A 21,336-nucleotide genomic window follows, 5' to 3' on the forward strand; every position below is an offset into this window, starting at 1 on the left:
GGGCCGTGCTGTGCGCGTTGTCTGGCCACGCAGCCGGGTTCAGGCGTGTTTGAACACCGGCTTGCGCTTGTTCACAAAGGCGTCCATGCCTTCCTTCTGGTCTTCGGTGGCAAACAGGCCGTGGAACAGCCGGCGTTCAAACATCACGCCGTCGGCCAGGCCGCCTTCAAAAGCGCGGTTCACGCATTCTTTGGCCGCCATCACGCTGGGCAGCGAAAACTCACAAATCATGAGCGCGGCACCCAGGGCTTCGTCCATCAGTTTGTCCAGCGGCACCACACGGCTCACCAGCCCGGCGCGTTCGGCCTCGGTGGCGTCCATCATGCGGCCGGTCAGCGCCATGTCCATGGCCTTGGACTTGCCCACCGCGCGCGGCAGGCGCTGCGTGCCGCCGGCACCGGGAATGATGCCCAGCTTGATCTCGGGCTGGCCAAACTTGGCGTTGTCGGCGGCGATGATGAAGTCGCACATCATGGCCAGCTCGCAGCCGCCGCCCAGGGCAAAGCCGCTCACGGCCGCGATCACCGGCTTGCGGATGCTGCGAATGGTTTCCCAGTTGCGGGTGATGTAGTCGCCCTTGTACACGTCGGCAAAGGTGTAGGTGGCCATGGCGCCAATGTCGGCGCCGGCGGCAAACGCCTTTTCACTGCCGGTCACGACCATGCAGCCAATACCGTCGTCCAGGTCAAACGCTTTGAGCGCAGCGCCCAGCTCGTTCATGAGCTGGTCGTTCAGGGCATTGAGCTGCTTGGGGCGGTTCAGCGTGACGATGCCGACACGGCCTTCGGTGCGCACCTGGATCAGTTCGGGGGTGGTGGTTTCGCTCATGGATGTCCTTTAATGGGTGATGCTGTGTTTGACGTGTACGTCAACTATAGCCGGACCGCGAGGCCTGGGTGGTTGGGGCCAACCAAGGGAAAACATTAACCGACTCATCGGTCGGTTAATGGTAAATTGGCGGAAAACCACCCGCCACAAGCGCCGCACAACAGCGGCCCGAGGAGACCTTACCCATGAATGCACCCGCCGCAGGCGCTACCGTGCTCTACGAAACGCGCGGGGCCGTGGCCCTGCTGACCCTGAACCGGCCCGAAGCCCTGAACAGCTTCACGCGCCAGATGCACCGCGACCTGTGGGCCGCACTGGACCGGGCCGAGGCCGACAAAACCATTCGCGCCCTGGTGCTTACCGGCGCCGGCCGTGGCTTTTGCGCCGGGGCCGATTTGGCCGAATTCGACTTTGAGCCCGGCCCCGACTTGGTGCAACGCGCCGACCCCGGCCCGGTGATTGACCAGGCCTTCAACCCCACGGCAAGGCGCATCCAGTCGCTGCGCATGCCGGTGGTGGCGGCGGTGAATGGTGTGGCCGCGGGCGCTGGTGCCTCGCTGGCCATGACGTGTGACATCGCCATTGCGGCCCCGGGCGCCAGTTTCATCCAGGCGTTCAGCAAGATCGGTCTCATTCCCGATGCGGGCGGCAGCTGGTTTCTGGTGGAGCGGCTGGGCCTGGCGCGCGCCATGGCGCTGGCCATGACGGGCGACAAGCTGCCCGCTGCCCAGGCCAAAGAGTGGGGAATGATCTGGGACGTGCAAGACGACCCGCTGGCGGCTGCGCTGGCCATGGCCGAAAAGCTGGCCACCATGCCCACCCAGGCGCTGGTGGCCACCCGCGCTTTGCTGCGCGACGCGGGAACGCGCACGCTCAACGAGCAGCTGGACGTGGAGCGCGACACCCAGTCGGCCATGGGCCGCACGCACGATTACATCGAAGGCGTGATGGCCTTCCGGCAAAAGCGCCCGGCGCAATTCAAGGGGGAATGAGATGACGCCGCAAGAACGGGCCGCGAAGGTCGGTGAAGCCATGTTTGCCGCCGATGTGGCGGCCCGGGAAACCATGGGCATTGAAATTGTGAGCGTGGCGCCGGGCCGCGCTGTGTTGCGCATGGCGGTGAAGCCGCTGCACCTGAATGGCCACAAGATCTGCCACGGCGGTTTTATCTTCACCCTGGCCGACACCACCTTTGCCTACGCCTGCAACAGCTACAACAAAAATGCGGTGGCGGCGGGCTGCAGCATTGAGTTTTTAAAACCCGGGCAGGACGGCGATGTGCTCACCTGCGAGGGTGTGGAGCAAACGCTCAGTGGTCGCCACGGCATTTACGACATGAAGGTCAGCAACCAAAAGGGCGAAGTGATTGCCATGTTCCGTGGCAAAAGCGCGGTGATCCCCGGCCAAGTTTTTCCTGAAGAGGTGCCCGCATGAGCCACTTGCCGCTCGAACCCATTGAAAAGGCCAGCATCGACGAGCTGCGCGGCCTGCAGCTCAAACGGCTGCAAGCCACGCTGCGCCACGCCTACCAAAACTCGCCGGTGTACCGCGCCAAGTTTGACGCGGCCGGTGTGCACCCGGACGACTGCCGCAGCCTGGCCGACCTGAGCAAGTTTCCGTTCACCACCAAACACGACCTGCGCGACAGCTACCCGTTTGGCATGTTTGCTGTGCCACGTGAAAAATGCGCCCGCATCCATGCAAGCAGCGGCACCACGGGCAAGCCCACGGTGGTGGGCTACACGCTCAAAGACATCGACACCTGGGCCACCGTGGTGGCGCGCTCCATTCGCGCGGGCGGTGCCCGCCCGGGCGACATGGTGCATGTGAGCTACGGCTACGGCCTGTTCACCGGCGGCCTGGGCGCGCACTACGGCGCTGAAAAACTGGGCCTCACGGTGGTGCCGTTTGGTGGCGGGCAGACCGAGCGCCAGGTGCAGCTGATGCAGGACTTCAAGCCCACCATCATCATGGTGACGCCGAGCTACATGCTGGCCATTGCCGACGAGTTTGAGCGCCTGGGCCTGGACCCGCGCGAGAGCAGCCTGCGCCTGGGCATCTTTGGTGCCGAGCCCTGGACCAACGACATGCGCGTGGCCATCGAAGCCCGCATGGGCATGGACGCGGTGGACATTTACGGCTTGTCCGAGGTGATGGGCCCCGGCGTGGCCAGCGAATGCGTGGAAACCAAAGACGGCCCCACCATCTGGGAAGACCACTTTTACCCCGAGATCATCAACCCCGAAACGGGCGAGCCGGTGGCCGACGGCGAAATGGGCGAACTGGTGTTCACCAGCCTGACCAAGGAAGCGCTGCCCATCATCCGCTACCGGACGCGCGACCTGACCCGCCTGCTGCCCGGCACCGCGCGCACCATGCGGCGCATGGAAAAGATCACCGGTCGCAGCGACGACATGATGATCGTGCGCGGCGTGAACGTGTTCCCCACCCAGATTGAAGAACTCATTTTGAAGCGCCCCGAGCTGAGCGCGCACTACCAGTGCGTGCTGAGCCGCGAAGGCCCCATGGACAACCTGACCGTGGTGGTGGAAACGCGCCCCGGTTTGTCGCCCGAGAGCATCGAGGCACGGGCTGCTGCCAAGATGCTGCAGCACGAGGTGAAGGTGTTTGTGGGCAGCAGCGTGGCCGTGACCCTGAAACCCGAAGGCGGTGTGGAGCGCAGCCAGGGCAAGGCCAAGCGCGTGGTGGACTTGCGCCCGCGCTGAAAGCTTTTCGCTCAGGTCAGCCGTGTGAGGCGGGCGCCAGCCAGGCGTCCAGCCTTGGGGCATCGGCCACGGTCAGGCGCACGGTCTGGTTTTCGGTGGGCCAGTCCAGCGTGCAGCGCAGCAAGCGCTTGTCGCGCGCCACCAGCGCCACCAGCCGGGTGCGTTGCCCGCGCAGCATCAGCAGTTCGTCCAGTTTGTGGATGCGCCAGGCCTCAGCGGTTGCTCCGCGCTTGGCCGCGGGCATTTCCACGCCCAGCCATTCGTCGCCCGCCGCCAGGCCGGCCGCCTCTGCGGCCCCGCCGCGCAGCACGGTCTTGACGGTGAGGCCGCCCGACTCGCTCACGCGCAAACCCAGTTGCTGGGCCAGCGGTGCTTTGTCGTGGTGCAGCTTGGCGCCCTGGCCTTGCAGCAGGTCGCTGGTGGGTAGGTCGTTGGTGCTGTGTACCCATTGGGCCAGTTCGGTGTCAAACGGGCGCTTGCCCAGCTTTTTCAGCACGCGCAGCAGATCGGCTTCGCGCATGGGGCCGCCCTTGCAGCGCTCCCACAGTTCGCGCATCACCGCGTCCAGCGTGGTGTGGCCCTCAGTGCGCAGGGTCAGGTCCAGGCACAGGGCCACCAGCGATCCCTTGGTGTAGTAGCTCACCGTGGCGTTGGGCGTGTTTTCGTTGATCCGGTAGTACTTCACCCAGGCGTCAAAGCTGGCCTGTGCCACGCTTTGCAGGTGGCGCCCGGGCGTCTGCAGCACCTGGTTGATGGTCTTGGCCAGCAATTGCAGGTAGGCCGCGTCGTCAATCAGGCCGGCACGGCGCAAAAACAGGTCGTCGTAGTAGCTGGTGAAGCCTTCAAAAAACCACAGCAGCTCGGTGTAGTTTTCCTGGGTGTAGTCGTAGCGCGCGAACTCGGCCGGGCGCAAGCGCTTCACGTTCCAGGTGTGAAAGTACTCGTGGCTGATGAGTCCGAGCAGGGTGGTGTAGCCGTCGGTGGCTTTGAGCGCGGCGGGTTTTGCTGCGCCAGTGGACGTTTCACCGCCGGGCCGCCCCAAGGTGAAACCGCCCCCTTGGGGGGCAGCGACCCGCGCCGCGGCGGAGCGTGGGGGCGTTGCATGCAGGCGCGGCAGGTCGGCGCGCTGGCAAATAAGCGCGGTGGAATTGCGGTGTTCCAGCCCGCCGTAGCCGTCGGCGCTGGCGTGCATCATGAACACATAGTGCTCAAAAGGCGGCGCTTCGTCGCCATGCCAAAACGCGATCTGCGCCTCGCAAATGCGGCGGGTGTCGTCCAGCAGGCGCTCACCGTCCAACCAGGCGCCGGCGCCGCTCACCACAAAGCGGTGCGGCACGCCGCCGGCGGTGAAGCTGCCGCTCCAGAAGCGGCCCATTTCGACCGGGCAGTCGGCCAGTTCGTCGTAGTGCTGGGCGCGGTAGTGGCCAAAGCCGTCGCTGTCCACGCTGTGTGGCGCCAGGCCGGTAGCCACCTGCCAGCCGGCGGTGGCCGGGCCGGACACGAGTTCCAGCGCGTGCGGCTGGTCTTCCTGGCCGAGCACCTGCAGGCACAGGCTGGTGGGGTTGAAGAAGCCGCGCGTGGTGTCCAGAAAAGCGGTGCGCACCGACGCGTCGAGTGCGTACACGGCGTATTGCAGCTCCAGCGGCTGGCCAGGCACCGCAGCGGCTTGCCAGCGGTGTTTGTCGAGCTGCTTGAGCGCCACCGGCTGCCCGCCCTGGGTGGCGCTCAGGCCTTGCAGGTGTTGGGAAAACTCGCGCACCAGGTAGCTGCCCGGAATCCACACCGGCAGGCTGACGCGCTGGTTGTTGGCCGGCTGGTCAATGCGCAGCGTGACGGCAAACAGGTGGGCTTGCGCGCTGAGCACCGACACGGTGTAGTGCAGCCCGGCAGGCGCTGGGGCGCTGCGGCTGGCGCTGCGGGCGGGTGCCTTGGCGCGGGTGGTGCGGGCCGCGCTCATAGGGCGCCCGCACCCACAAAGCAACTCAGCGCGGCCACGGTGGACAAGCGAAAGCGCAGCGTGAGCCAGTGTTGCAGGCCGGCACGCACATACAAAGTGCGGTCGGCCAGGTAGCACAACACCAGCACAAAGCCCAGCCAGGCCAAGCCGGCAAACGGCGGCATGAGGAGCCCCGGCCAGGCCAGCAGCGAGGGCACCACGCCCCAGAGCAGGTGGTTGCGCTGGGCGTGGTGGGGTGCTTCGCCGTGTGCTGCGGCATGGCGGGCGGCCAGCCAGGCAATGCCCCAGTGCACGCCACCCATGAACGACGCGATGAGTGCCGCGTAGCCGGCCAGCGCAATGGCCACCCAGGCTTGCAGTTCCACGTTGACCAGCCAGAGCAGGGCGGCCAGCAACACAAAGGGAATCAGCCCGGCGTGCCCCAGCGTGCGGGCCAGGGCGGTGTCGTTGGGGTCGTGCAACACAGGGTTGGCGGTGGCGGCGGTCATGGGGTGGTGCTCGGGCTGGGTTGCGCGCGGTTTTAGGGCTTGGCTTCGGTCAGGAATTTTTCAATGCGGGCTGTGTCAATGGCGCCGGGCACACGCGAGCCGTCGGCAAAGATGATGGTGGGCGTGCCGGTGATGCGGGCCTTTTTGCCAAACTCCACGTTGCGGGCCACCGCAGCGGCGTCGCAGCTGGCGGCAGGGGGCGTCACGTCGCGCACCATCCAGTCGAGGAAAGCTTTGCTTTTGTCTTTGGCGCACCAGATGTTGCGCGACTTTTCGCCCGAATCGGCGCTGAGGATGGGGTAGAGAAACACATGCACTGTCACGTTGTCGATCTTGACCAGATCGCGTTCGAAGCGCTTGCAGTAGCCGCAGTTGGGGTCTTCAAACACGGCCATCTTGCGCTTGCCGTTGCCCCGCACGATGGTGAAGGCGTCCTTGAGCGGCAGGTCTTTGTAGGCAATGGCGGTGAGCTTTTCCAGCCGCTGTTCCGTCAGGTCGACACGTGCCTTGGTGTCGATCATGGAGCCCTGAATCAGGTAGTTGCCTTGCTCGTCCGTGTAGAAAATTTCGCTGTGGTTGACGCGCACCTCGTACAGGCCCGGCATCGGCGTTTTGGTCACTTCGTCGATCTTGGGCAGGTTGGGCAGGCGCTCGGCCAGGTTTTTGCGAATGGCGGCTTCCTGGGCCACAGCGCCCATGGACAGGGCGGCCAGCAGGATGAGCAAGAGGGTTTTGATGGGTTTCATGGCGGTGCCCGGGTTGGGGCCAGTGGGGTGGGGATTTAAAAAAGTCTGCGGTGTCAGCCGCTGATGCCGGAAGCCTGCCGGGCGATCCAGGTCTTGAGCGCACCGCTGCGTTCAAACCCCTTCATGCCCCAGTTGCGCAAGGCCTGAACGCGGCTGTCGGCGTGGGAAAACAGGCCAAACAGCCCGTCGGTCACCCAGCCCATGGCGGCCACGTCGGCTTGCCGCGCCCGCTCGTAGCGCCGCAGCAGCTTCAGGTCGCCCAGCTCGCGCCAGTACTCGCGCGCATGCAGCACCCGCGCCAGTTCGGCCACGTCGGCCAGGCCCACATTGAGTCCCTGTCCGGCCAACGGGTGCATGGCGTGGGCCGCGTCACCGGCCAGGGCCACACCGCCACCGCCCATTTCAGGGCGCAGGCGGGCGATCCAGCGGCGTGCGCGCGACAGCTCCAGCGGCCAGGCCTGTGCTGGGCTCTCCAGTTGCATGTCGCCCAGCACCGCGGCGCAACGCGTTTGCACCGCCTCGGCCAAGGCTTCGGGGGGTGCGGCCAGCCATTCGTCAGCCTGCTGCGTGGGGAGTGACCACACCAGCGCCACAGAGTTCCCTTGCGCGCCACCCAGCGGCAGCAAGGCCATGATCTCGCCGTTTTGGAACCACTGCCGCGCCACGCCGCCGTGCGGTTGTGCACAGGTCAGCCGCGCAGCCAGGGCTTTGTGCGGGTAAGGGCGCACGTCAAATTCCAGCCCCAGTTCGTCGCGGGTGCGGCTGCGCTTGCCCTCACACACCACCGTGAGCGCGGCGGGCGGCGCTTCGGTGAAGCATTCAATGCCGCTTTGAAAACCCACCGCGTCGGCCAGGCGGCGCTCCAGCGCCGGCACGTCCACGATCCAGGTCAGCGCGTCAGCACCCAGGCCTCCAGAAGAAAACTGCACCTCACCGCCATCGTCGCCCCACACCTGCATGGCGCTCACCGGGGTGATGGCGGGCAGGTCGCCGGTGGGCACCGCTGCACCGGTTTCGGGCCAGGCCCGCACCGACTGCAACAAAGCGCGCGACGCCGCGTTCAGCGCGTAGGCGCGCACATCGGTGCCGCTGGCCTGGGGTGCCGGGCTGACCAGCGCCACACGCAGGCGCTCGCGCGCCAGCAGCAGGGCGAGGGTCTGGCCCACCACGCCACCGCCGCGGATGGTGACGTCGAATCGGCGGCGGGCAGAAGAACCGGAGGGAGTTGAAGACATGGGCTGATTTTAGGAGCAGGGCACAATCCGGGGTTTTGCCCATTTCGACGACCCCACGGCCCCGGCAGCGCAGCCTTGGGTGCGCGCCCGACGACCGCTTGCCCGGAGTACCCATGAGCCCAACACCAGCCCCCCAAGACGTGCAAGCCACCATCGACCAGCTCTGGGTCTACCCGGTCAAGTCGTGCGCGGGCATTGCCCTGCCCGAAGCGGAGCTGACCGACACCGGCCTGGCCTACGACCGCACCTGGATGGTGGTGGACAGCGAGGGCGAGTTCGTCACCCAGCGCGAGTTGCCGCGCATGGCGCTGATCCAGCCCGCCTTCAAAATGGGGCAGCTGGTGCTGCGCGCCCCCGGCATGCTGGCGTTGCACCTGGCGCTGGACGCGGCCGAGGCGCCGCTGCGCGTGCGCGTGTGGGACGACGAGGTGGCCGCCTACGACATGGGCGAGGTGGCCGCGCAATGGTTCAGCGACTTTCTGGGCCCCGACGCCCCCGCTGACCTGAAGCGCCTGCGCCTGGCCCGCTTTGACCCCGCCGTGCGCCGCTTGTGCAGCCCAAAATGGACCCACGGGCGCGAAGCCACCACCCAGTTTGCCGACGGTTTTGGCCTGCTCGTGGCCAGCACCGCGTCGTTGGCCGGGCTCAACGAGCGCCTGGCCGCCGCCGGGCACGCGCCGGTGAGCATGCAGCGCTTTCGCCCCAACATCGTTCTGGCCGGCGTGGAGGCCCACGACGAAGACCGCGTAGGGCCGATGCACATTGCCACCGCAGAAGGCGAGGCCGTGATTGAAACCGTGAAGCCCTGCGCGCGCTGCCCCATGCCCAACATCGACCCGGCCACCGCCGCACCGTCACCCGAAGTGGGCGACACCTTGCAGGGCTACCGGCAAGACGCCCGCCTGAACGGCGCAGTGACCTTTGGCATGAACGCCATCGTGCTGCAAGGCGACGGGCTGGTGCTGCGCGTGGGGCAGGCGGTGCGGGCGGATTGGGCGTTTGACTGAAGCCGGAGGTCAGCAGGTTTTGCAAACCGTCTTCGAGCCTTCCCAGTTGCTCAGCGGTCCGCTCAGGTCTGTGCCGCGGCGCAGCGCGGTCATTTCGGCCACGATGCTCAGGGCAATTTCCGGTGGGGTGAGGGCGCCCAGGTTCAGGCCCACCGGGCCGTGCAGGCGGGCGGCTTCTTCGGGGCTCACGTCAAATTCCAGCAGGCGCTCGCGGCGCTTGGCGTTGTTGTGCTGGGAACCCAGCGCGCCCACATAAAACGCGGGGGTGCGCAGCGCTTCCATGAGCGCCAGGTCGTCCAGTTTCGGGTCGTGGGTGACGGCCACCACCGCGCTGTTGTGGTCGAGGTTCATGGCCAGCACCAGGTCGTCGGGCATCACGGTGGACAGCGTCACGCCCGCCATGGCGTCCCAGCCTTCGTGGTACTCGGTGCGCGGCTCGCACACGGTCACCAGGTAGTCCAGCATCACGGCCATGCTGGCCAGGTAGCGCGAAAGCTGGCCACCGCCAATGATGAGCAGGCGCAGGCGCGGGCCGTGCACGGTGCCCAGGGTGGCGCCGTCAAACGCCACACGGTCGCCCTCGGTGGCGGGCACCAGGCGAACCAGGCCGGTCTGCATGTCGAGCCGGCGCTGCACGCGTTGGTGAGCCTCTATGGCCACCAGCAGTTCGCGCAGTTGCGACTGCGGCCCCAGCGGCTCCAGCACGATCTGCACCGTGCCGCCACAGGGCAGACCAAAGCGGCGCACCTCTTCGGCGGTTTCGCCGTAGGTGGTGACCTCGGGTTTGCGCAGCGCCAGCTCGCCCCGGCCCACGCGGCCAATCAGGTCGTCTTCAATGCAGCCGCCCGACACGGAGCCGGCCACCTGGCCGTCGTCGCGGATGACCATGAGCGAGCCCGGCGGACGCGGTGCCGAGCCCCAGGTGCGCACCACCGTGCCCAGCACCACGCGGTGGCCCCGGCCCTGCCAGTCCAGGGCGGTGCGAATCACGTCGATGTCAATGCTGTTCATGAAAGGTTTCTCCGGGTGTTTGAGGATGCACAAAACGGGTGGCGGCTTGCAGCCCCTGGCCCAGCAAGGCCAGGAAGGCGCCGGCGCCCAGCAAGCCATAGGCGGCTTGCAGCACCTGCGGCCCGAGCGTGGGGCTCCACCAGCCAACCGCCAGCAGCAGCGCCGGGCCAGCCAGAGCGCTCCAGCGGCGCGCGGTGTGGGATGCCGGGGGTTGTGGCGCTTGCAGCGCCCAGGCCAGTGCCAGCAGCGCCATGCCGGTTGCGCCGTGCGCCCAGCCATTGCCCAGCTGCAACACGAGCGACCCGGCCAGCACCAGCGTAAGCGGCCCTGCTTGCGCGGTCCACGGCGGCAGATGCCACCGTGAGGCGAGCGCAGGCAGCACTGCCATGAGCAGCACATGAAAGCCCACCACGGTGGCGGGTGGCAAGCCGGCTGTGGCGCACCAGCTGCTGGTCAGCCAGAGCGAACCCATCATCAGCCCCATGGCGGTTTGCGGGAGCGAGGCAGCAGCACCGTTTGGTTTGGCAATGGCGCCGGGCGAACCCGCTTCCAGCGCCGCAGACCACAGCGCCCACACGCCGGCCAGCACCAGCAGCAGCGCGTGCGCCGCAGGGCTGGCGGCCAGACCGGCCACGCCCAAGGCGCCGCCCACCGTGCCCACACCAAGCCACACCGAAGCCCGCCGTGGTAATTGTTTCACCAAGCCGCTTTGAGCAAACAGCACCCGCAAAGCCCACCACAGCGCCACCGCCAGCACGCCACTGGCAACCGACCAGCCCAACCGCTGCCCCTGCTGGCCCAGCCACACCCAGCCCATGAGCAGCGTGGCCCCGTGCGCCAACGCTTGGGCTGACGGGTTTTGTGCGCTGAACACTTTCATGTCAGGTCTCCAGCACGCCGGAGCGCACCGCGCAACGCATGAGACAGCGCCACCCAGGGTACCGCCGGGCTGGCTTTGCCAGACGGCCAGTGCCGCCCCCTTTGGGGTTGAAGCGAAGTGCAGCTGGGGTATTTCATATCCTGTGCTCCAACCCGCCGGAGCGCACCACACAACGTATGAGACAGTGCCACCCAGGGCACCGTCGGGCTGGCTTTGCCAGACGGCCAGTGCCGTCCCCCGGGGGGTAGCGCGAAGCGCTGCGGGGGGATTCCATATCAAGTTGCAGCATAGCCGTGCAACTGGTCGTTGCCACCTGCGGCGTGCACGCTGGCGTTGAACGACACGATGATGCGGTCGGCCTCGCCTGCGTAGGGCATGGCCTGGTGGGGCAGCCACGACGGAAACACCACCAGTTGCCCGGGCAGAGGCGGCACGTCCAGGTGGGCCGACTGCAGGTAGGCGTTGCCAAAGTCCATGTGGGCGCCGCCCAGGTGGTTGAAGTGCGGGCCGTAAAAACGGGTGATGCCGTTGCGCGCGCCCAGCACCGGGTGGGCGCTGCGCTGGGCGTCGGCGTCCACCTGCACGCAGTACACGCCAGACCACGAGCAGTTGCCGTGGGTGTGCACGTCGTGGTGGCTGCCCTGGTTACTGATTTGGAACCACAGGCCGCGCAGCGCAATTTGCAGGCCCGGCGTGGCTTCGGGCCATGCGCCCTGGTTGGCCAGCACCACGGTCTGGCGCACGCTGTCCACGGTGAAGCGCACCAGCGCCTCCCACTCGGGCAGGCGGATGCGCTGCAGCAGGTCGTCGCGGCTGGCGTAAAAGGCCGCCGCCGGATCGGCGTTTGTGTCGCCCGCACGCATGGCACGGAACACCCGCACCAGCAGCGGGTTGACGTCGTCAGCCTGGGTGAAGTGGTGCACGCCGATGGGCGTGGACCAGAGCGACAGCAGTGGATCGGGTGCCATGGTCAGCGGATGCTCAGGCTTCGGTCAGCAGGTCTTTGGGCCACAAGAGGCGGTGGCCGGTGCGGGTCGCCAGCGCCTCGATGTCTTCGGGCGTGTCCACGTCGGTGCGGTACCGCTGGTTGGGGGTAGCCCAGCGGTGCACCTGCTCGGGGTGCGCGGCCTGCCACTGCTTGCAGCCCAGCCGGGCTTCGCCGGCCAAAATCTGCTCGCGCACCTCGCCGCTGAACATCACCGGGTTGCCGGGCTGGCCGTCCACCTCGGGCTGCACCACCAGCGTGCCCGCCGGCCGCTTTTTGTAGGCGCCGATCAGGTCGTTGATGTCTTGCGAGTTGATCAGCGGCTGGTCGGCCAGCGCCACCAGCACGGTGTCGATCTTGGGCGACAGCGCTTGCAGCCCGATGCGCAGCGAAGATACCTGGCCCGCGTCGGGGTCGGGGTTGTGCACCACGGTCACGGGAAACTCTTGCACCGCCAGCGCAATGCGCTCGGCATGGTGGCCGAGCACCACCACCAGCTCGTCCACACCCGCGCCCGACAGCGCAATGATCTGGCGCCGGATCAGCGCAATGCCGCCCAGCTCCAGCAGGCTTTTGGGCCGGTTGCCCATGCGCGAACCGGAGCCTGCGGCCAGCAAAATGCTGCCCACCGCAATGCGGCTGTAGAGGCCACCGCCACCTTTGAGAATGCAGCCCATGGTGTTTTAGCCTCCGCAGCAGGATTTTTTAGGGTCAGCGGTGACGGCCGGTTCAACGGGCGCCTCCGCTTCAGCGGGTGCTGCAGCTTTTTTCGCCGCGCCACCGCAACACGACTTGGCCGCTGTGGGGACAATCGCCTCGGCGATGGCCTCAGTAGCTGCCACCGGAGCCGCCACCAGCGGCGCACGCCGCGCAGCCACCACCGCCACCAGCACGGTGAGCGCAATTTCTTCGGCGGTTTGCGCCCCAATCGGCTCGCCCGCCGGTGCCACGATACCGGCCACCCGGGCCGTGTCTTCGCCGCTGGCGATCAGGCTTTCTTTCAACACGCCAGCCTTGCGGGCGCTGGCCACAAACCACAGGGTGCGCGGTTGCAGCGCCAGCGCGGCTTTCAGCGCGGGCAGGTCGCGCCGGCCCTGGGTGGCCACCACCACAAAACCCGCCGCTGGCAGCGCGGCGCGCACGCTGGCTGCGTCGTCGCTGGGCAGCACGGTCTGCGCGTCGGGGAAGTCGGGCGCGGTGGCGCCGTCGGCGACCACCGCCACGGTAAAGCCCACGCGCGGCGCCAGCACGCTCAGCGCGCGGGCCACGGGCGAATCGCCCAGCACGGTCAGGTGGGCGGCGGGCAGCACCGGGTCAATGAACAGTTCCAGCGTGCCGCCCGAATGGCAGGCCATGCCAAATTCCAGCACATCGCCCAGGGTGCGCTCAGCGGTTTCTTCGGTGGGCGTGATGCGGATGCTCCGCGGCTGCCCGTCGGCCAGCGCGGCGCGCACGGTTTTTATGACCGCAGGCTGGGCGCAGCCGCCACCAATCCAGCCGTGGATGGCGCCGTCGGCGGTGACCAGGGCTTTGTCGCCCGCTTTGGCCGAGGCGGGCGGCTGCACCCGCAGCACCGACACCAGGGCAAAGGGCTGTTGCTGGGCTTGTAGCCGGGCGGCGGCGGTGATCCATTCGGTGTTCATGGCGTTCTCCTGGGGGTCAGTTCAGCGAGCGGCTGGCAGCAGCCAGGTCGTTCAGGCTGGCGAGTGGGTAAAAGCGGTCGATACAAGCGCGTGAGCGCTGCAGCGCGGCGGCGGCAGGCACCGCCCGGGTGGGGTGGAACCAGGTGATGCGGGCGCCCCGGGCGCGCACCGCTTGCAGCGCGGCGGGCAGGGCGTCGGGGGCATCGGTGTCAAAGCCGTCTGAAAAAATCCAGACCCGGGCACCCCGGTTGAGCTGGGCTTTGGCGTGTACCCGCACAAAGTCGTGCAGGCTGCTGGCAATGCGGGTGCCGGCGCCAAAGCCGGCGGTCACGGCGTTGATCTTTTCCTGAATGGCCGACGAGTCGCGCTGCATGAGCGGGGTGATTTCGGCCAGCCGGGTGTGAAACACAAACACCCGCGCCTGGGCGGCCACCGCAAACGCGCGGGCCACCCGCAAAAACAGCGGCGCGTGCGATTCCATGGAGCGGCTCACGTCGGCCAATATGAACAGGCGCGGTGGCTCGCGGCGCTGCACCATCCAGGCCGGGCGCAGCGGCTCGCCGCCCCAGGCCACGCTGCGGCGCAGGGTCTGGCGCAGGTCGAGCCGGTGCCCGGGCTGGGCGGTGTGCCAGCGCCGGGTGGGCCGGGGGCGCAGGCGCGCGGTGATGAGTTTGGCCAGTTGCTGCAGCGCGCCCAGCTCTTGCGGCAGCCACAGTTGGCCATCGCGCTGGTGCAGGGCTTCCACCTGCACCTCGTGCCGGCTGGCGCCGCCCATGGCGCGGGGGCTGCCGGCGTCTTCGGTGTTTGCGTGGGCTCCGGGCAGCTCGCTTGCGGTGTGGGGCGCGGCCTTGCCGGGTGCGCTGGCGGCGGGCGCTTCCATGTTTTTGTGCAGCTCTTGCACCGCCTGACGCAGGTCGCGCGAGGGGCGCATCTGCCCGCTCACCCGCACCTGGCCCTTGAGCCGCTGCGGGTACCAGTAGCGTTCAAACAGCTCGGGCCACTGGCGCCAGTCGCGCGCGCTGTGGCAGGCCATGGCCCGCCAGGCGGCGCACAGGCGCTGGCCTTGCAGCGGCCCCAGCGCCAGCGCAGCCTGCAGCATGGCTTGCTGCTCGCTCACGCCCACTTTCAGGCCGTGGTCGCGCAGCATGGCGGCAAAGCCGGCCAGGCTCTGGCTGGGGGCGCTGGCCTGGGTGTTCATGTGGCGGCCATCACGGCGTCGGTTTTTTCGGCCACGCCCACGCTGCGCCGGCCTTCGACCAGCTGGCGGGCGCGCTCGCCAGTCAGCATGAAGCGGTCTTCGCGGGTTTTCAGCAGGCAGCCCAGGGTGCTCAGCAGCACGGCGGTGTCTTCGGGCAGGGTGTGCTGGCTGAGCTGGTGCAGGGCGCGCACCCAGTCCAGCGTTTCGGCCACACCGGGGGTTTTGGCCAGGTCTTCGGTGCGCAGGCGCTGCACAAACTGCACGCAGTCTTCCACCAGCCGGGTGTCGGCCTCGGGCACGGCCGACTTGACGATGGCGATCTCGCGCGCCAGCGTGGGGTAGTCCAGGTAGTGGTAGAGGCAGCGCCGGCGCAGCGCGTCTGACAGCTCTCGGGTGCCATTGCTGGTCAAGATGACCTGCGGAATGTGCTGGGCTCGCAGCGTACCCAGTTCGGGCACGGTGATCTGGTAGTCGGCCAGCACCTCCAGCAAATAGGCTTCAAAGGCTTCGTCGGCGCGGTCAATTTCGTCGATCAGCAACACGCAGGGGCCGCTTTGGCTGATGGCTTTGAGCAGCGGGCGTTCCAGCAGATAGTCACGCGCAAACACGTCCGACTCTTTGGCGCTGGCGCTGCGCGCTTCGGTCAGGCGGATCGCCATGAGCTGGCGGCCGTAGTTCCATTCGTAAGCCGCCTGCGACAGGTCCAACCCCTCGAAACACTGCAGCCGCACCAGCTCGGCGCCCTGTGCCTTCGCCAGTGCGGTGGCCAGTGCGGTTTTGCCCACGCCGGCATCGCCTTCAACCAGCAGCGGGCGCTGCAGGCGCCCAGCCAGCCAGGTGGTGGTGGCCAAGTCGGCGTCGGCCAGGTAGCCCACGCGCTGCAGTTGCTCGCGCAAGGCGCGTTCGTTGTCCAGGTTGGCGGTGCTGGTGTTCATGTCAGGTATCCGTCATTCAGAGTGCGACCCGCTGCATGCCCCGCCCCGTGGGGGGGTGCGAAGCGGCGCGGGCGTACATCTCAAGTTTTTTTCCCGAACAGGCCCAGCCACCAGTTCTTGATCAGTGCCCAGACGATGGCCAGGCCGTTGATTTCTTGCGCCACCGGCGGTGCGGTGCGCGGTGCGGCAGCGGCGACTGGCGCGGCCTGTGCAGCTTCTGCTGCGCCACCGAACGCGACCGCAGCGTCTTCGGCCATGGCCACCGAAGCGGGCGCTGGCAAGGCCAGCGCAGCCTGGCGGAAATTTTCGACGAACTGCACCAGAATCATTTCAGACACCTGCACCATCATGCGGCCGCCAAACTGGGCGAACTTGCCGTTCACGATCACCGCCGCGTCACCGTGCAACACCGAATGCGCCGGGTTGGCCGGGTCGGCTTCGATGACGGCGGTCAGGTCCATCGAGGCAGACGAGCCGCCCTTGTCGGCCCCTTTGCCGCGCAGCACCATCTTGCGGTCGGCCTCGCTCTTTTCCAGCACGTCCACCGTGCCGCCGAACTGAGCCACGGCAGGGCCCACTTTCACCTTCACGCCACCTTTGTACGAGGTGTCGGACAGCTGCTCGGTGAGTTCGGCGCCGGGCATGCAGCCGGCCACCGCCTTCAGGTCGGCAAGGATGGCCCAGGCGCGGGCCGGGTCCACGTCGAGGGGGTAGCGTTTGTCGAGTTTGACTTCCATGGGATACCTTGTTTGAAGCAAAAATCTAAGAGCCGCCGGAGCGCGATGGGCTGGCATGAAGAGCCGCCAGCTCAGGGCACTGGCCGGCCGGCTTTGCCGGACGGCCAGTGCCCCTTTGGGGGTCGCGCGCAGCGCGGCGGGGGGGTTACAAATTCAAGCCTCGCGCCTTGAGCTCTTTCCACACCCGAAACGCGTTGTGTGGCATGTCCATGTGCGTCATGCCCTGGTGGGAAAACGCGTCCACGATGGCCGAGGTGAAGGTGGGAATGGAGCCCACGTGCGGCGATTCGGCCACGCCCTTGGCACCCAGCGGGTGGTGGGGCGAAGGGGTCACGGTGTGGTCGGTCTCCCAGTGTGGCGTTTCCACGAAGGTGGGCAAGAAATAGTCCATCAGCGTGTTGCCCAGCAGGTTGCCCTGTGCGTCAAACGGCATCTGCTGGCCCATGGCCACCGCGAAACCTTCGGTCAGGCCGCCGTGGATCTGGCCCTCGATGATCATCGGGTTGATGCGGGTGCCGCAGTCGTCGAGCGCGTAGAAGCGGCGGACCTTGGTCTCGCCGGTGGCTCGGTCGATGTCGACCACGCAGAGGTAGATGCCGAACGGGAAGGTGAAGTTCGGCGGGTCGTAGTAGTGCACTGCTTCCAGGCCAGGCTCCAGCCCGGCGGGCGGCTGGTGGTAGGCCTGCCAGGCCACGTCGGCCATGGTCTTGAACTTGCTGTCGTCGCCCTTGACCTTGAAGCGGTCCACTTCCCAGTCGAGGTCGTTCTCGTTCACCTCCAGCATGTGGGCCGCGATCTTGCGCGCCTTCGCGTGGATCTTGCGCGCGGCCAGTGCGATGGCGGCGCCGGCCACCGGCGTGGAGCGTGAGCCGTAGGTGCCCAGGCCGTAGGGCGCGGTACTGGTGTCGCCTTCTTCGACCTGGATCACCTCGCTGGGAATGCCAAGCTCGGTGGCGATGATCTGCGCATAGGTGGTCTGGTGGCCCTGGCCCTGCGTGATCGTGCCCATGCGTGCAATGGCACTGCCGGTGGGGTGGATGCGGATTTCGCACGAGTCGAACATGCCCACGCCCAGGATGTCGCAGATTTTGCTGGGGCCGGCGCCCACCACCTCGGTGAAGGTGACGAGGCCAATGCCCATCAGCGTGGGGCTGTTGGGGTCGGCGCGCTTGGCGGCCTGCTCGGCTCGCAGGCCCTTGTAATCCACCGCGTCCAGCACCTTGTCCAGCGCAGTCTGGTAGTCGCCCGAGTCGTAGTCAAAACCAAAGGCGCTGCGGTAGGGGAACTGTTCCTTTTTGATGAAGTTCTTGGCGCGAATTTCGGCCTTGTCCATGTTCAGCTTGTGCGCCAGCACGTCCACCATGCGCTCGATCAGGTAGACCGCCTCGGTCACGCGGAAGCTGCAGCGGTAGGCCACGCCACCGGGCGCCTTGTTGGTGTAGACGCCTTTCACGCTGGCGTAGGCGGCGGGAATGTCGTAGCTGCCGGAGCAGATGTGGAACAGGCCGGCCGGGAACTTGGTCGGGTCGGCGCAAGCGTCAAACGCGCCGTGGTCGGCCACCACGTTCACACGCAGGCCGGTGATCTTGCCGTCGGCGGTGGCGGCAATTTCGCCGTCCATGTGGTAGTCACGGGCAAAGGCGGTGGACGAGATGTTCTCAATGCGGTCTTCGACCCATTTCACCGGGCGGCCCAGCACGATGGATGCCACGATGGCGCACACATAGCCGGGGTAGATGCCCACTTTGTTGCCGAAGCCGCCGCCGATGTCGGGGCTGACGATGCGCACCTTGCTTTCAGGAATACCCGACAGCATAGACACCACGGTGCGCACCACGTGCGGCGCCTGGCTGGTGATGAAGGTGGTGAGGTCGCCCTTGATCGGGTCGAAGCTGGCCACGCAGCCGCAGGTTTCCAGCGGGCAGGGGTGCACGCGCGGGTAATACATGTGCTGGCTCACCGTCACCGCGGCGTTGTCAAACGCTGCGTCGGCCGCGCTTTTGTCGCCCGCGTCCCAGGTGAAGATGTGGTTGTGGTGCTCGCGCTTGCCGTGGGCTCCTTCGGTCTTGCCGGCCAGGTCTTCGCGGATCACGGGCGCGCCGGGTTGCAGGGCGGCGTACGGGTCCAGCACCACGGGCAGCTCTTCGTATTCCACTTCCACGGCTTCGGCCGCGTCGGCCGCAATGTAGCGGTCGTCGGCGATCACGATGGCCACTTCCTGCATCTGAAAGTGCACCTTGCCGTCGGCCAGCACGGCGGCCACGTCACCGGCCAGCGTGGGCATCCAGTGCAGCTTGAGCGGCTTCAGGTCGTCGGCGGTAAGCACCGCGTGCACGCCGGGCATGGCCAGCGCGGCTTCTTTGTTGATCTTGACGATGCGGCCGTGGGCGATGGGGCTGCGCACGATGTCCATGTGCAGCATGCCGGCCATCTTGATGTCGTCGACGTAGTTGCCCTTGCCTTGAATGAAACGGGCATCTTCTTTGCGCAGGCGCGAAACGCCCATGCCGGCCAGTGCAATTTCACGGGCTTCGGCGGTTTGTACCGGTGCGTTCATGTGTGGTCTCCAGTGTGTTTTGGGCTTCAGGCAGCAACGGGCTCTTGCAGCTTTTTGGCTGCGTACTGCACCGCCTTGACGATGTTCTGGTAGCCGGTGCAGCGGCACAGGTTGCCGGCCATGCCGTGGCGAATCTCTTCTTCGCTCGGGTTCGGGTTTTCCTGCAAAAAGCGGTAGGCGCGCATCAGCATGCCGGGGGTGCAAAAGCCGCACTGCAGGCCGTGTTCTTTGTAAAAACCTTCTTGCACCGCGTGCAGCACGCCTTTGTTGGCCAGGCCTTCCACGGTGAGCACCTCGGAACCGTCGCACTGCACCGCCAGGTGGGTGCAGGCCTTCACCGAGCGGCCATCGATGTCCACCGTGCAGGCGCCGCAGTGGCTGGTTTCGCAGCCAATGTGGGCGCCGGTGAGGTTGAGTTCTTCACGCAAAAAATGGATCAGCAGCGTGCGGGGTTCGACCGCCTTCTCTTCGGTGCGGCCGTTGACGTTGACGGAAATGAGTTTTTTCGACATGTGGGTTTCTCCGGCGGCGGTTCAGGAACAACGGGACCAGGCTTTGGACAGGGCGCGCTTGACCATTTGCCCGGCCATGGCGGTTTTGTATTCAATGTCGCCGCGCAGGTCTTCGGCGGGGTCGCAGGCGGCGGTGGCGGCGTCGGCCGCGGCTTGCAGCGTGGCGGCGTTCAGCGGCTGGCCCAGCAGGGCGGCTTCGGCGGCTTCCACGCGCAGGGCGGTGGGTGCCACGTTGGTCAGCGCCACGCGCACATGGCTGATGGTGTCGCCGGTTTTGCGCATCACCACCGCACAGCCGGCGGTGGCCCAGTCGCCGGTCTTGCGTTTGAGCTTTTCGTAGGCGTAGCCGGTGCCGGGTGCAAACGCCGGCACATGGATCTCGCACATCACCTCGTTTTCTTCCAGCAGCGTCATGTAGGTGCCCAGAAAGAAACCGTCGGCGGGCACGGTGCGCCGGCCGTTCGGGCCTTCCAGCACAAAGTGCGCCTCAATGGCGATGGAGAGTGCCGGGTGGTCGTTGCCGGGGTCGCCGTGGGCAATGTCGCCGCCGATGGTGCCGCGGTTGCGCACCTGGGGGTCGGCAATCAGCAGGGCGGCTTCACACAGCAGCGGCACTTTGGCCTGCAAGATGGGCGAGGTGATCAGGTCGTTTTCAACCGTCATGGCGCCAATCACCACCTTGCCGCCTTCTTCGCGGATGCCGCGCAGCTCGGGAATGCGGTTGATGTCGATCAGGTGCGCGGGCTCGGCAAAGCGCAGCTTCATCATCGGCAGCAGGCTGTGGCCGCCGGCCAGCAGCTTGGCATCGGACCCGAGCTGGCCCAGCAAGGCCACGGCCTCACTGACCGATTTGGGGGCGTGGTATTCGAATCGCGGTGGAATCATGGTTGTCTCCAAATGGTTTTTGTCCAAGACAGAACCAGTGTATGGAGTCCCCAAACCCGACACGAACTGCAGGGATTAAGCGTTGGAAGGCATCAAATGCTGTATTTTTCGCACGAAATGCACGCTGGATTGCACGAAACGCTCAGATCAGGCGCGTGGGTTTTGACAACCCGGGAATGTCCTTAGGCCAACATTTGACGAAAATCAATGACGCGCCAGCAGCCCGAGGGCTTCCCTGAGCTTGCCCACCTCGGCCCGAGAGACCGGGATCGGTTCGCGGTGCTTGCCTTTGAGCACCACCTGCGTCTTGCTGCCTTCGCGCCCGAGCTCGGCCACCGCGTGCAGGTTGACGATGAAACAGCGGTGGACGCGCATGAACTGCGCCGGGTCCAGGCGGGCTTGCAGGTCGCCAATGCTGAGGTTGCAGAAATGAAAGCCGCTGTGGGTCAGCACCCGCGTGTAGTGGGCTTGCGACTCCAGGCACAGCACGTCTTTGGTGTCCACAAACGCCACCTTGTGGTTGGCCACCATGGGGATGCGGTTGAGCCGCAGACCGGGCGCTGGCAGCTCGGCCGCCGGGGCCTCCTGGCTCACCACCTGCGTCACGTCGTAAAAGACCAGAATGAACCCGGTGGTCTTGCCCTCAAAGTCGCCCAGCCGGGTCACCTTGATCAGCAGCACCTGTTCGGGGATGTTGATGATCATCGTCATGGGCACGGCGCTCACCATGGGGCAGCCGCTGGACGCCTGGTCCAGCAAAAAGTTGACCTTGGGTTTGGAGCGCTCGGGGTGAAACGACGACACCAGCTTGTCAAAAGGCTGCTTTTCGCCCACAGGCAACACCTTGCGGGCAAAGTCGTTCATGGCCAGCACGGTGCGCTGGGCGTCCAGGTGGATCACGCCCACCTCGAACTTCTCAAACAGATAAAGGGGCGAGTTGATCGCGGCCTGTGTCTCCATCAACGGTCTCCTGGCCGGTCTGAATGGGTGCCAACCTGCGCGAAGG

21 protein-coding genes are annotated in these 21,336 nt (G+C 66.7%); 4 read left to right on the forward strand and 17 right to left on the reverse strand.

Annotated elements, in window-relative coordinates:
• Positions 1 to 39 precede the first annotated feature (39 nt).
• On the reverse strand, positions 40 to 828 hold the full coding sequence (locus AC4QBL_RS01020) for an enoyl-CoA hydratase (RefSeq protein WP_472900966.1): 789 nt from the start codon (positions 826 to 828) through the stop codon (positions 40 to 42).
• A 185-nt stretch (positions 829 to 1,013) separates the two neighbouring features.
• Between AC4QBL_RS01020 and AC4QBL_RS01025 the strand changes: the two genes are divergently transcribed.
• From AC4QBL_RS01025 to paaK, 3 genes are read left to right on the forward strand one after another with little or no spacing between them, the layout of a single operon-like run.
• Positions 1,014 to 1,820 carry an enoyl-CoA hydratase-related protein gene (locus AC4QBL_RS01025; RefSeq protein ID WP_472900967.1) on the forward strand — a complete coding sequence of 269 codons (807 nt, stop codon included), beginning with the start codon at positions 1,014 to 1,016 and terminating at the stop codon, positions 1,818 to 1,820.
• Between the two features lies 1 nt (position 1,821).
• Complete coding sequence (gene paaI / locus AC4QBL_RS01030; protein WP_472900968.1) at positions 1,822 to 2,262, forward strand: hydroxyphenylacetyl-CoA thioesterase PaaI; 441 nt, start codon at positions 1,822 to 1,824, stop codon at positions 2,260 to 2,262.
• Positions 2,259 to 3,554, forward strand: coding sequence for a phenylacetate--CoA ligase PaaK (paaK, locus tag AC4QBL_RS01035; RefSeq protein WP_472900969.1), 1,296 nt, complete (start codon positions 2,259 to 2,261; stop codon positions 3,552 to 3,554). Before paaI ends, paaK begins: the two co-directional genes overlap by 4 nt.
• Positions 3,555 to 3,570: 16 nt before the next feature.
• Here paaK and AC4QBL_RS01040 read toward each other — a convergent pair whose 3' ends face one another.
• Genes AC4QBL_RS01040 through AC4QBL_RS01055 form a run of 4 tightly spaced genes read right to left on the reverse strand, consistent with a single transcriptional unit; the run spans position 3,571 to position 7,980 of the window.
• Positions 3,571 to 5,511, reverse strand: coding sequence for a M61 family metallopeptidase (locus AC4QBL_RS01040; protein WP_472900970.1), 1,941 nt, complete (start codon positions 5,509 to 5,511; stop codon positions 3,571 to 3,573).
• Positions 5,508 to 5,999 (reverse strand): DUF3429 domain-containing protein, encoded by a 492-nt coding sequence (locus AC4QBL_RS01045; protein ID WP_472900971.1) that lies wholly within the window; start codon positions 5,997 to 5,999, stop codon positions 5,508 to 5,510. The genes AC4QBL_RS01040 and AC4QBL_RS01045 overlap by 4 nt, the downstream gene beginning before the upstream one ends.
• Before the next feature lie 32 nt (positions 6,000 to 6,031).
• A complete protein-coding gene (locus AC4QBL_RS01050; protein WP_472900972.1) occupies positions 6,032 to 6,745 on the reverse strand; it encodes a DsbC family protein in 714 nt (237 codons plus the stop codon).
• A gap of 53 nt (positions 6,746 to 6,798) precedes the next feature.
• A complete protein-coding gene (locus tag AC4QBL_RS01055; RefSeq protein ID WP_472906791.1) occupies positions 6,799 to 7,980 on the reverse strand; it encodes an FAD-dependent monooxygenase in 1,182 nt (393 codons plus the stop codon).
• Between the two features lie 113 nt (positions 7,981 to 8,093).
• Between AC4QBL_RS01055 and AC4QBL_RS01060 the strand changes: the two genes are divergently transcribed.
• A complete protein-coding gene (locus AC4QBL_RS01060) occupies positions 8,094 to 8,987 on the forward strand; it encodes an MOSC domain-containing protein (protein WP_472906790.1) in 894 nt (297 codons plus the stop codon).
• 9 nt (positions 8,988 to 8,996) lie between these two features.
• On the opposite strand, the gene AC4QBL_RS01065 is transcribed toward AC4QBL_RS01060, so the two are convergent.
• The 12 genes from AC4QBL_RS01065 to AC4QBL_RS01120 all read right to left on the reverse strand — a co-directional run bounded on the left by AC4QBL_RS01065 (position 8,997) and on the right by AC4QBL_RS01120 (position 21,290).
• Positions 8,997 to 9,998 (reverse strand): XdhC family protein, encoded by a 1,002-nt coding sequence (locus AC4QBL_RS01065; RefSeq protein WP_472906789.1) that lies wholly within the window; start codon positions 9,996 to 9,998, stop codon positions 8,997 to 8,999.
• Positions 9,985 to 10,878, reverse strand: a complete 894-nt coding sequence (locus AC4QBL_RS01070; protein ID WP_472902194.1) for a hypothetical protein — start codon at positions 10,876 to 10,878, stop codon at positions 9,985 to 9,987. The genes AC4QBL_RS01065 and AC4QBL_RS01070 overlap by 14 nt, the downstream gene beginning before the upstream one ends.
• 275 nt (positions 10,879 to 11,153) lie before the next feature.
• The gene (locus AC4QBL_RS01075) at positions 11,154 to 11,846 is read right to left on the reverse strand and encodes a TIGR02466 family protein (protein ID WP_472902195.1); all 693 of its coding nucleotides are present in this window, start codon (positions 11,844 to 11,846) and stop codon (positions 11,154 to 11,156) included.
• A 13-nt stretch (positions 11,847 to 11,859) separates the two neighbouring features.
• A complete protein-coding gene (locus AC4QBL_RS01080; RefSeq protein WP_472902196.1) occupies positions 11,860 to 12,540 on the reverse strand; it encodes a nucleotidyltransferase family protein in 681 nt (226 codons plus the stop codon).
• A 6-nt stretch (positions 12,541 to 12,546) separates the two neighbouring features.
• Complete coding sequence (locus AC4QBL_RS01085) at positions 12,547 to 13,506, reverse strand: XdhC family protein (protein ID WP_472902197.1); 960 nt, start codon at positions 13,504 to 13,506, stop codon at positions 12,547 to 12,549.
• Positions 13,507 to 13,522: 16 nt separating this feature from the next.
• Positions 13,523 to 14,704: a VWA domain-containing protein gene (locus tag AC4QBL_RS01090; protein ID WP_472902198.1), complete on the reverse strand. Its 1,182-nt coding sequence runs from the start codon at positions 14,702 to 14,704 to the stop codon at positions 13,523 to 13,525.
• The gene (locus AC4QBL_RS01095; RefSeq protein WP_472902199.1) at positions 14,701 to 15,639 is read right to left on the reverse strand and encodes an AAA family ATPase; all 939 of its coding nucleotides are present in this window, start codon (positions 15,637 to 15,639) and stop codon (positions 14,701 to 14,703) included. Before AC4QBL_RS01095 ends, AC4QBL_RS01090 begins: the two co-directional genes overlap by 4 nt.
• Before the next feature lie 80 nt (positions 15,640 to 15,719).
• A complete protein-coding gene (locus AC4QBL_RS01100) occupies positions 15,720 to 16,376 on the reverse strand; it encodes an SRPBCC family protein (protein ID WP_305715565.1) in 657 nt (218 codons plus the stop codon).
• A gap of 145 nt (positions 16,377 to 16,521) precedes the next feature.
• A complete protein-coding gene (locus tag AC4QBL_RS01105; protein WP_472906788.1) occupies positions 16,522 to 18,933 on the reverse strand; it encodes an aerobic carbon-monoxide dehydrogenase large subunit in 2,412 nt (803 codons plus the stop codon).
• A gap of 26 nt (positions 18,934 to 18,959) precedes the next feature.
• Positions 18,960 to 19,445 carry a (2Fe-2S)-binding protein gene (locus AC4QBL_RS01110; protein WP_305715567.1) on the reverse strand — a complete coding sequence of 162 codons (486 nt, stop codon included), beginning with the start codon at positions 19,443 to 19,445 and terminating at the stop codon, positions 18,960 to 18,962.
• A gap of 21 nt (positions 19,446 to 19,466) precedes the next feature.
• On the reverse strand, positions 19,467 to 20,330 hold the full coding sequence (locus tag AC4QBL_RS01115; protein WP_472906787.1) for an FAD binding domain-containing protein: 864 nt from the start codon (positions 20,328 to 20,330) through the stop codon (positions 19,467 to 19,469).
• A gap of 204 nt (positions 20,331 to 20,534) precedes the next feature.
• Positions 20,535 to 21,290, reverse strand: coding sequence for a LytTR family DNA-binding domain-containing protein (locus tag AC4QBL_RS01120; protein WP_472906786.1), 756 nt, complete (start codon positions 21,288 to 21,290; stop codon positions 20,535 to 20,537).
• Positions 21,291 to 21,336 lie beyond the last annotated feature (46 nt).

The organism is Hydrogenophaga sp. L99 (assembly GCF_058731905.1).

Coding starts and splice junctions, on each gene's coding strand:
- AC4QBL_RS01020 (WP_472900966.1), bottom strand. CDS start 828: ATGAGCGAAACCACCACCCCCGAACTGATCCAGGTGCGCACCGAAGGC.
- AC4QBL_RS01025 (WP_472900967.1), top strand. CDS start 1,014: ATGAATGCACCCGCCGCAGGCGCTACCGTGCTCTACGAAACGCGCGGG.
- paaI (WP_472900968.1), top strand. CDS start 1,822: ATGACGCCGCAAGAACGGGCCGCGAAGGTCGGTGAAGCCATGTTTGCC.
- paaK (WP_472900969.1), top strand. CDS start 2,259: ATGAGCCACTTGCCGCTCGAACCCATTGAAAAGGCCAGCATCGACGAG.
- AC4QBL_RS01040 (WP_472900970.1), bottom strand. CDS start 5,511: ATGAGCGCGGCCCGCACCACCCGCGCCAAGGCACCCGCCCGCAGCGCC.
- AC4QBL_RS01045 (WP_472900971.1), bottom strand. CDS start 5,999: ATGACCGCCGCCACCGCCAACCCTGTGTTGCACGACCCCAACGACACC.
- AC4QBL_RS01050 (WP_472900972.1), bottom strand. CDS start 6,745: ATGAAACCCATCAAAACCCTCTTGCTCATCCTGCTGGCCGCCCTGTCC.
- AC4QBL_RS01055 (WP_472906791.1), bottom strand. CDS start 7,980: ATGTCTTCAACTCCCTCCGGTTCTTCTGCCCGCCGCCGATTCGACGTC.
- AC4QBL_RS01060 (WP_472906790.1), top strand. CDS start 8,094: ATGAGCCCAACACCAGCCCCCCAAGACGTGCAAGCCACCATCGACCAG.
- AC4QBL_RS01065 (WP_472906789.1), bottom strand. CDS start 9,998: ATGAACAGCATTGACATCGACGTGATTCGCACCGCCCTGGACTGGCAG.
- AC4QBL_RS01070 (WP_472902194.1), bottom strand. CDS start 10,878: ATGAAAGTGTTCAGCGCACAAAACCCGTCAGCCCAAGCGTTGGCGCAC.
- AC4QBL_RS01075 (WP_472902195.1), bottom strand. CDS start 11,846: ATGGCACCCGATCCACTGCTGTCGCTCTGGTCCACGCCCATCGGCGTG.
- AC4QBL_RS01080 (WP_472902196.1), bottom strand. CDS start 12,540: ATGGGCTGCATTCTCAAAGGTGGCGGTGGCCTCTACAGCCGCATTGCG.
- AC4QBL_RS01085 (WP_472902197.1), bottom strand. CDS start 13,506: ATGAACACCGAATGGATCACCGCCGCCGCCCGGCTACAAGCCCAGCAA.
- AC4QBL_RS01090 (WP_472902198.1), bottom strand. CDS start 14,704: ATGAACACCCAGGCCAGCGCCCCCAGCCAGAGCCTGGCCGGCTTTGCC.
- AC4QBL_RS01095 (WP_472902199.1), bottom strand. CDS start 15,639: ATGAACACCAGCACCGCCAACCTGGACAACGAACGCGCCTTGCGCGAG.
- AC4QBL_RS01100 (WP_305715565.1), bottom strand. CDS start 16,376: ATGGAAGTCAAACTCGACAAACGCTACCCCCTCGACGTGGACCCGGCC.
- AC4QBL_RS01105 (WP_472906788.1), bottom strand. CDS start 18,933: ATGAACGCACCGGTACAAACCGCCGAAGCCCGTGAAATTGCACTGGCC.
- AC4QBL_RS01110 (WP_305715567.1), bottom strand. CDS start 19,445: ATGTCGAAAAAACTCATTTCCGTCAACGTCAACGGCCGCACCGAAGAG.
- AC4QBL_RS01115 (WP_472906787.1), bottom strand. CDS start 20,330: ATGATTCCACCGCGATTCGAATACCACGCCCCCAAATCGGTCAGTGAG.
- AC4QBL_RS01120 (WP_472906786.1), bottom strand. CDS start 21,290: ATGGAGACACAGGCCGCGATCAACTCGCCCCTTTATCTGTTTGAGAAG.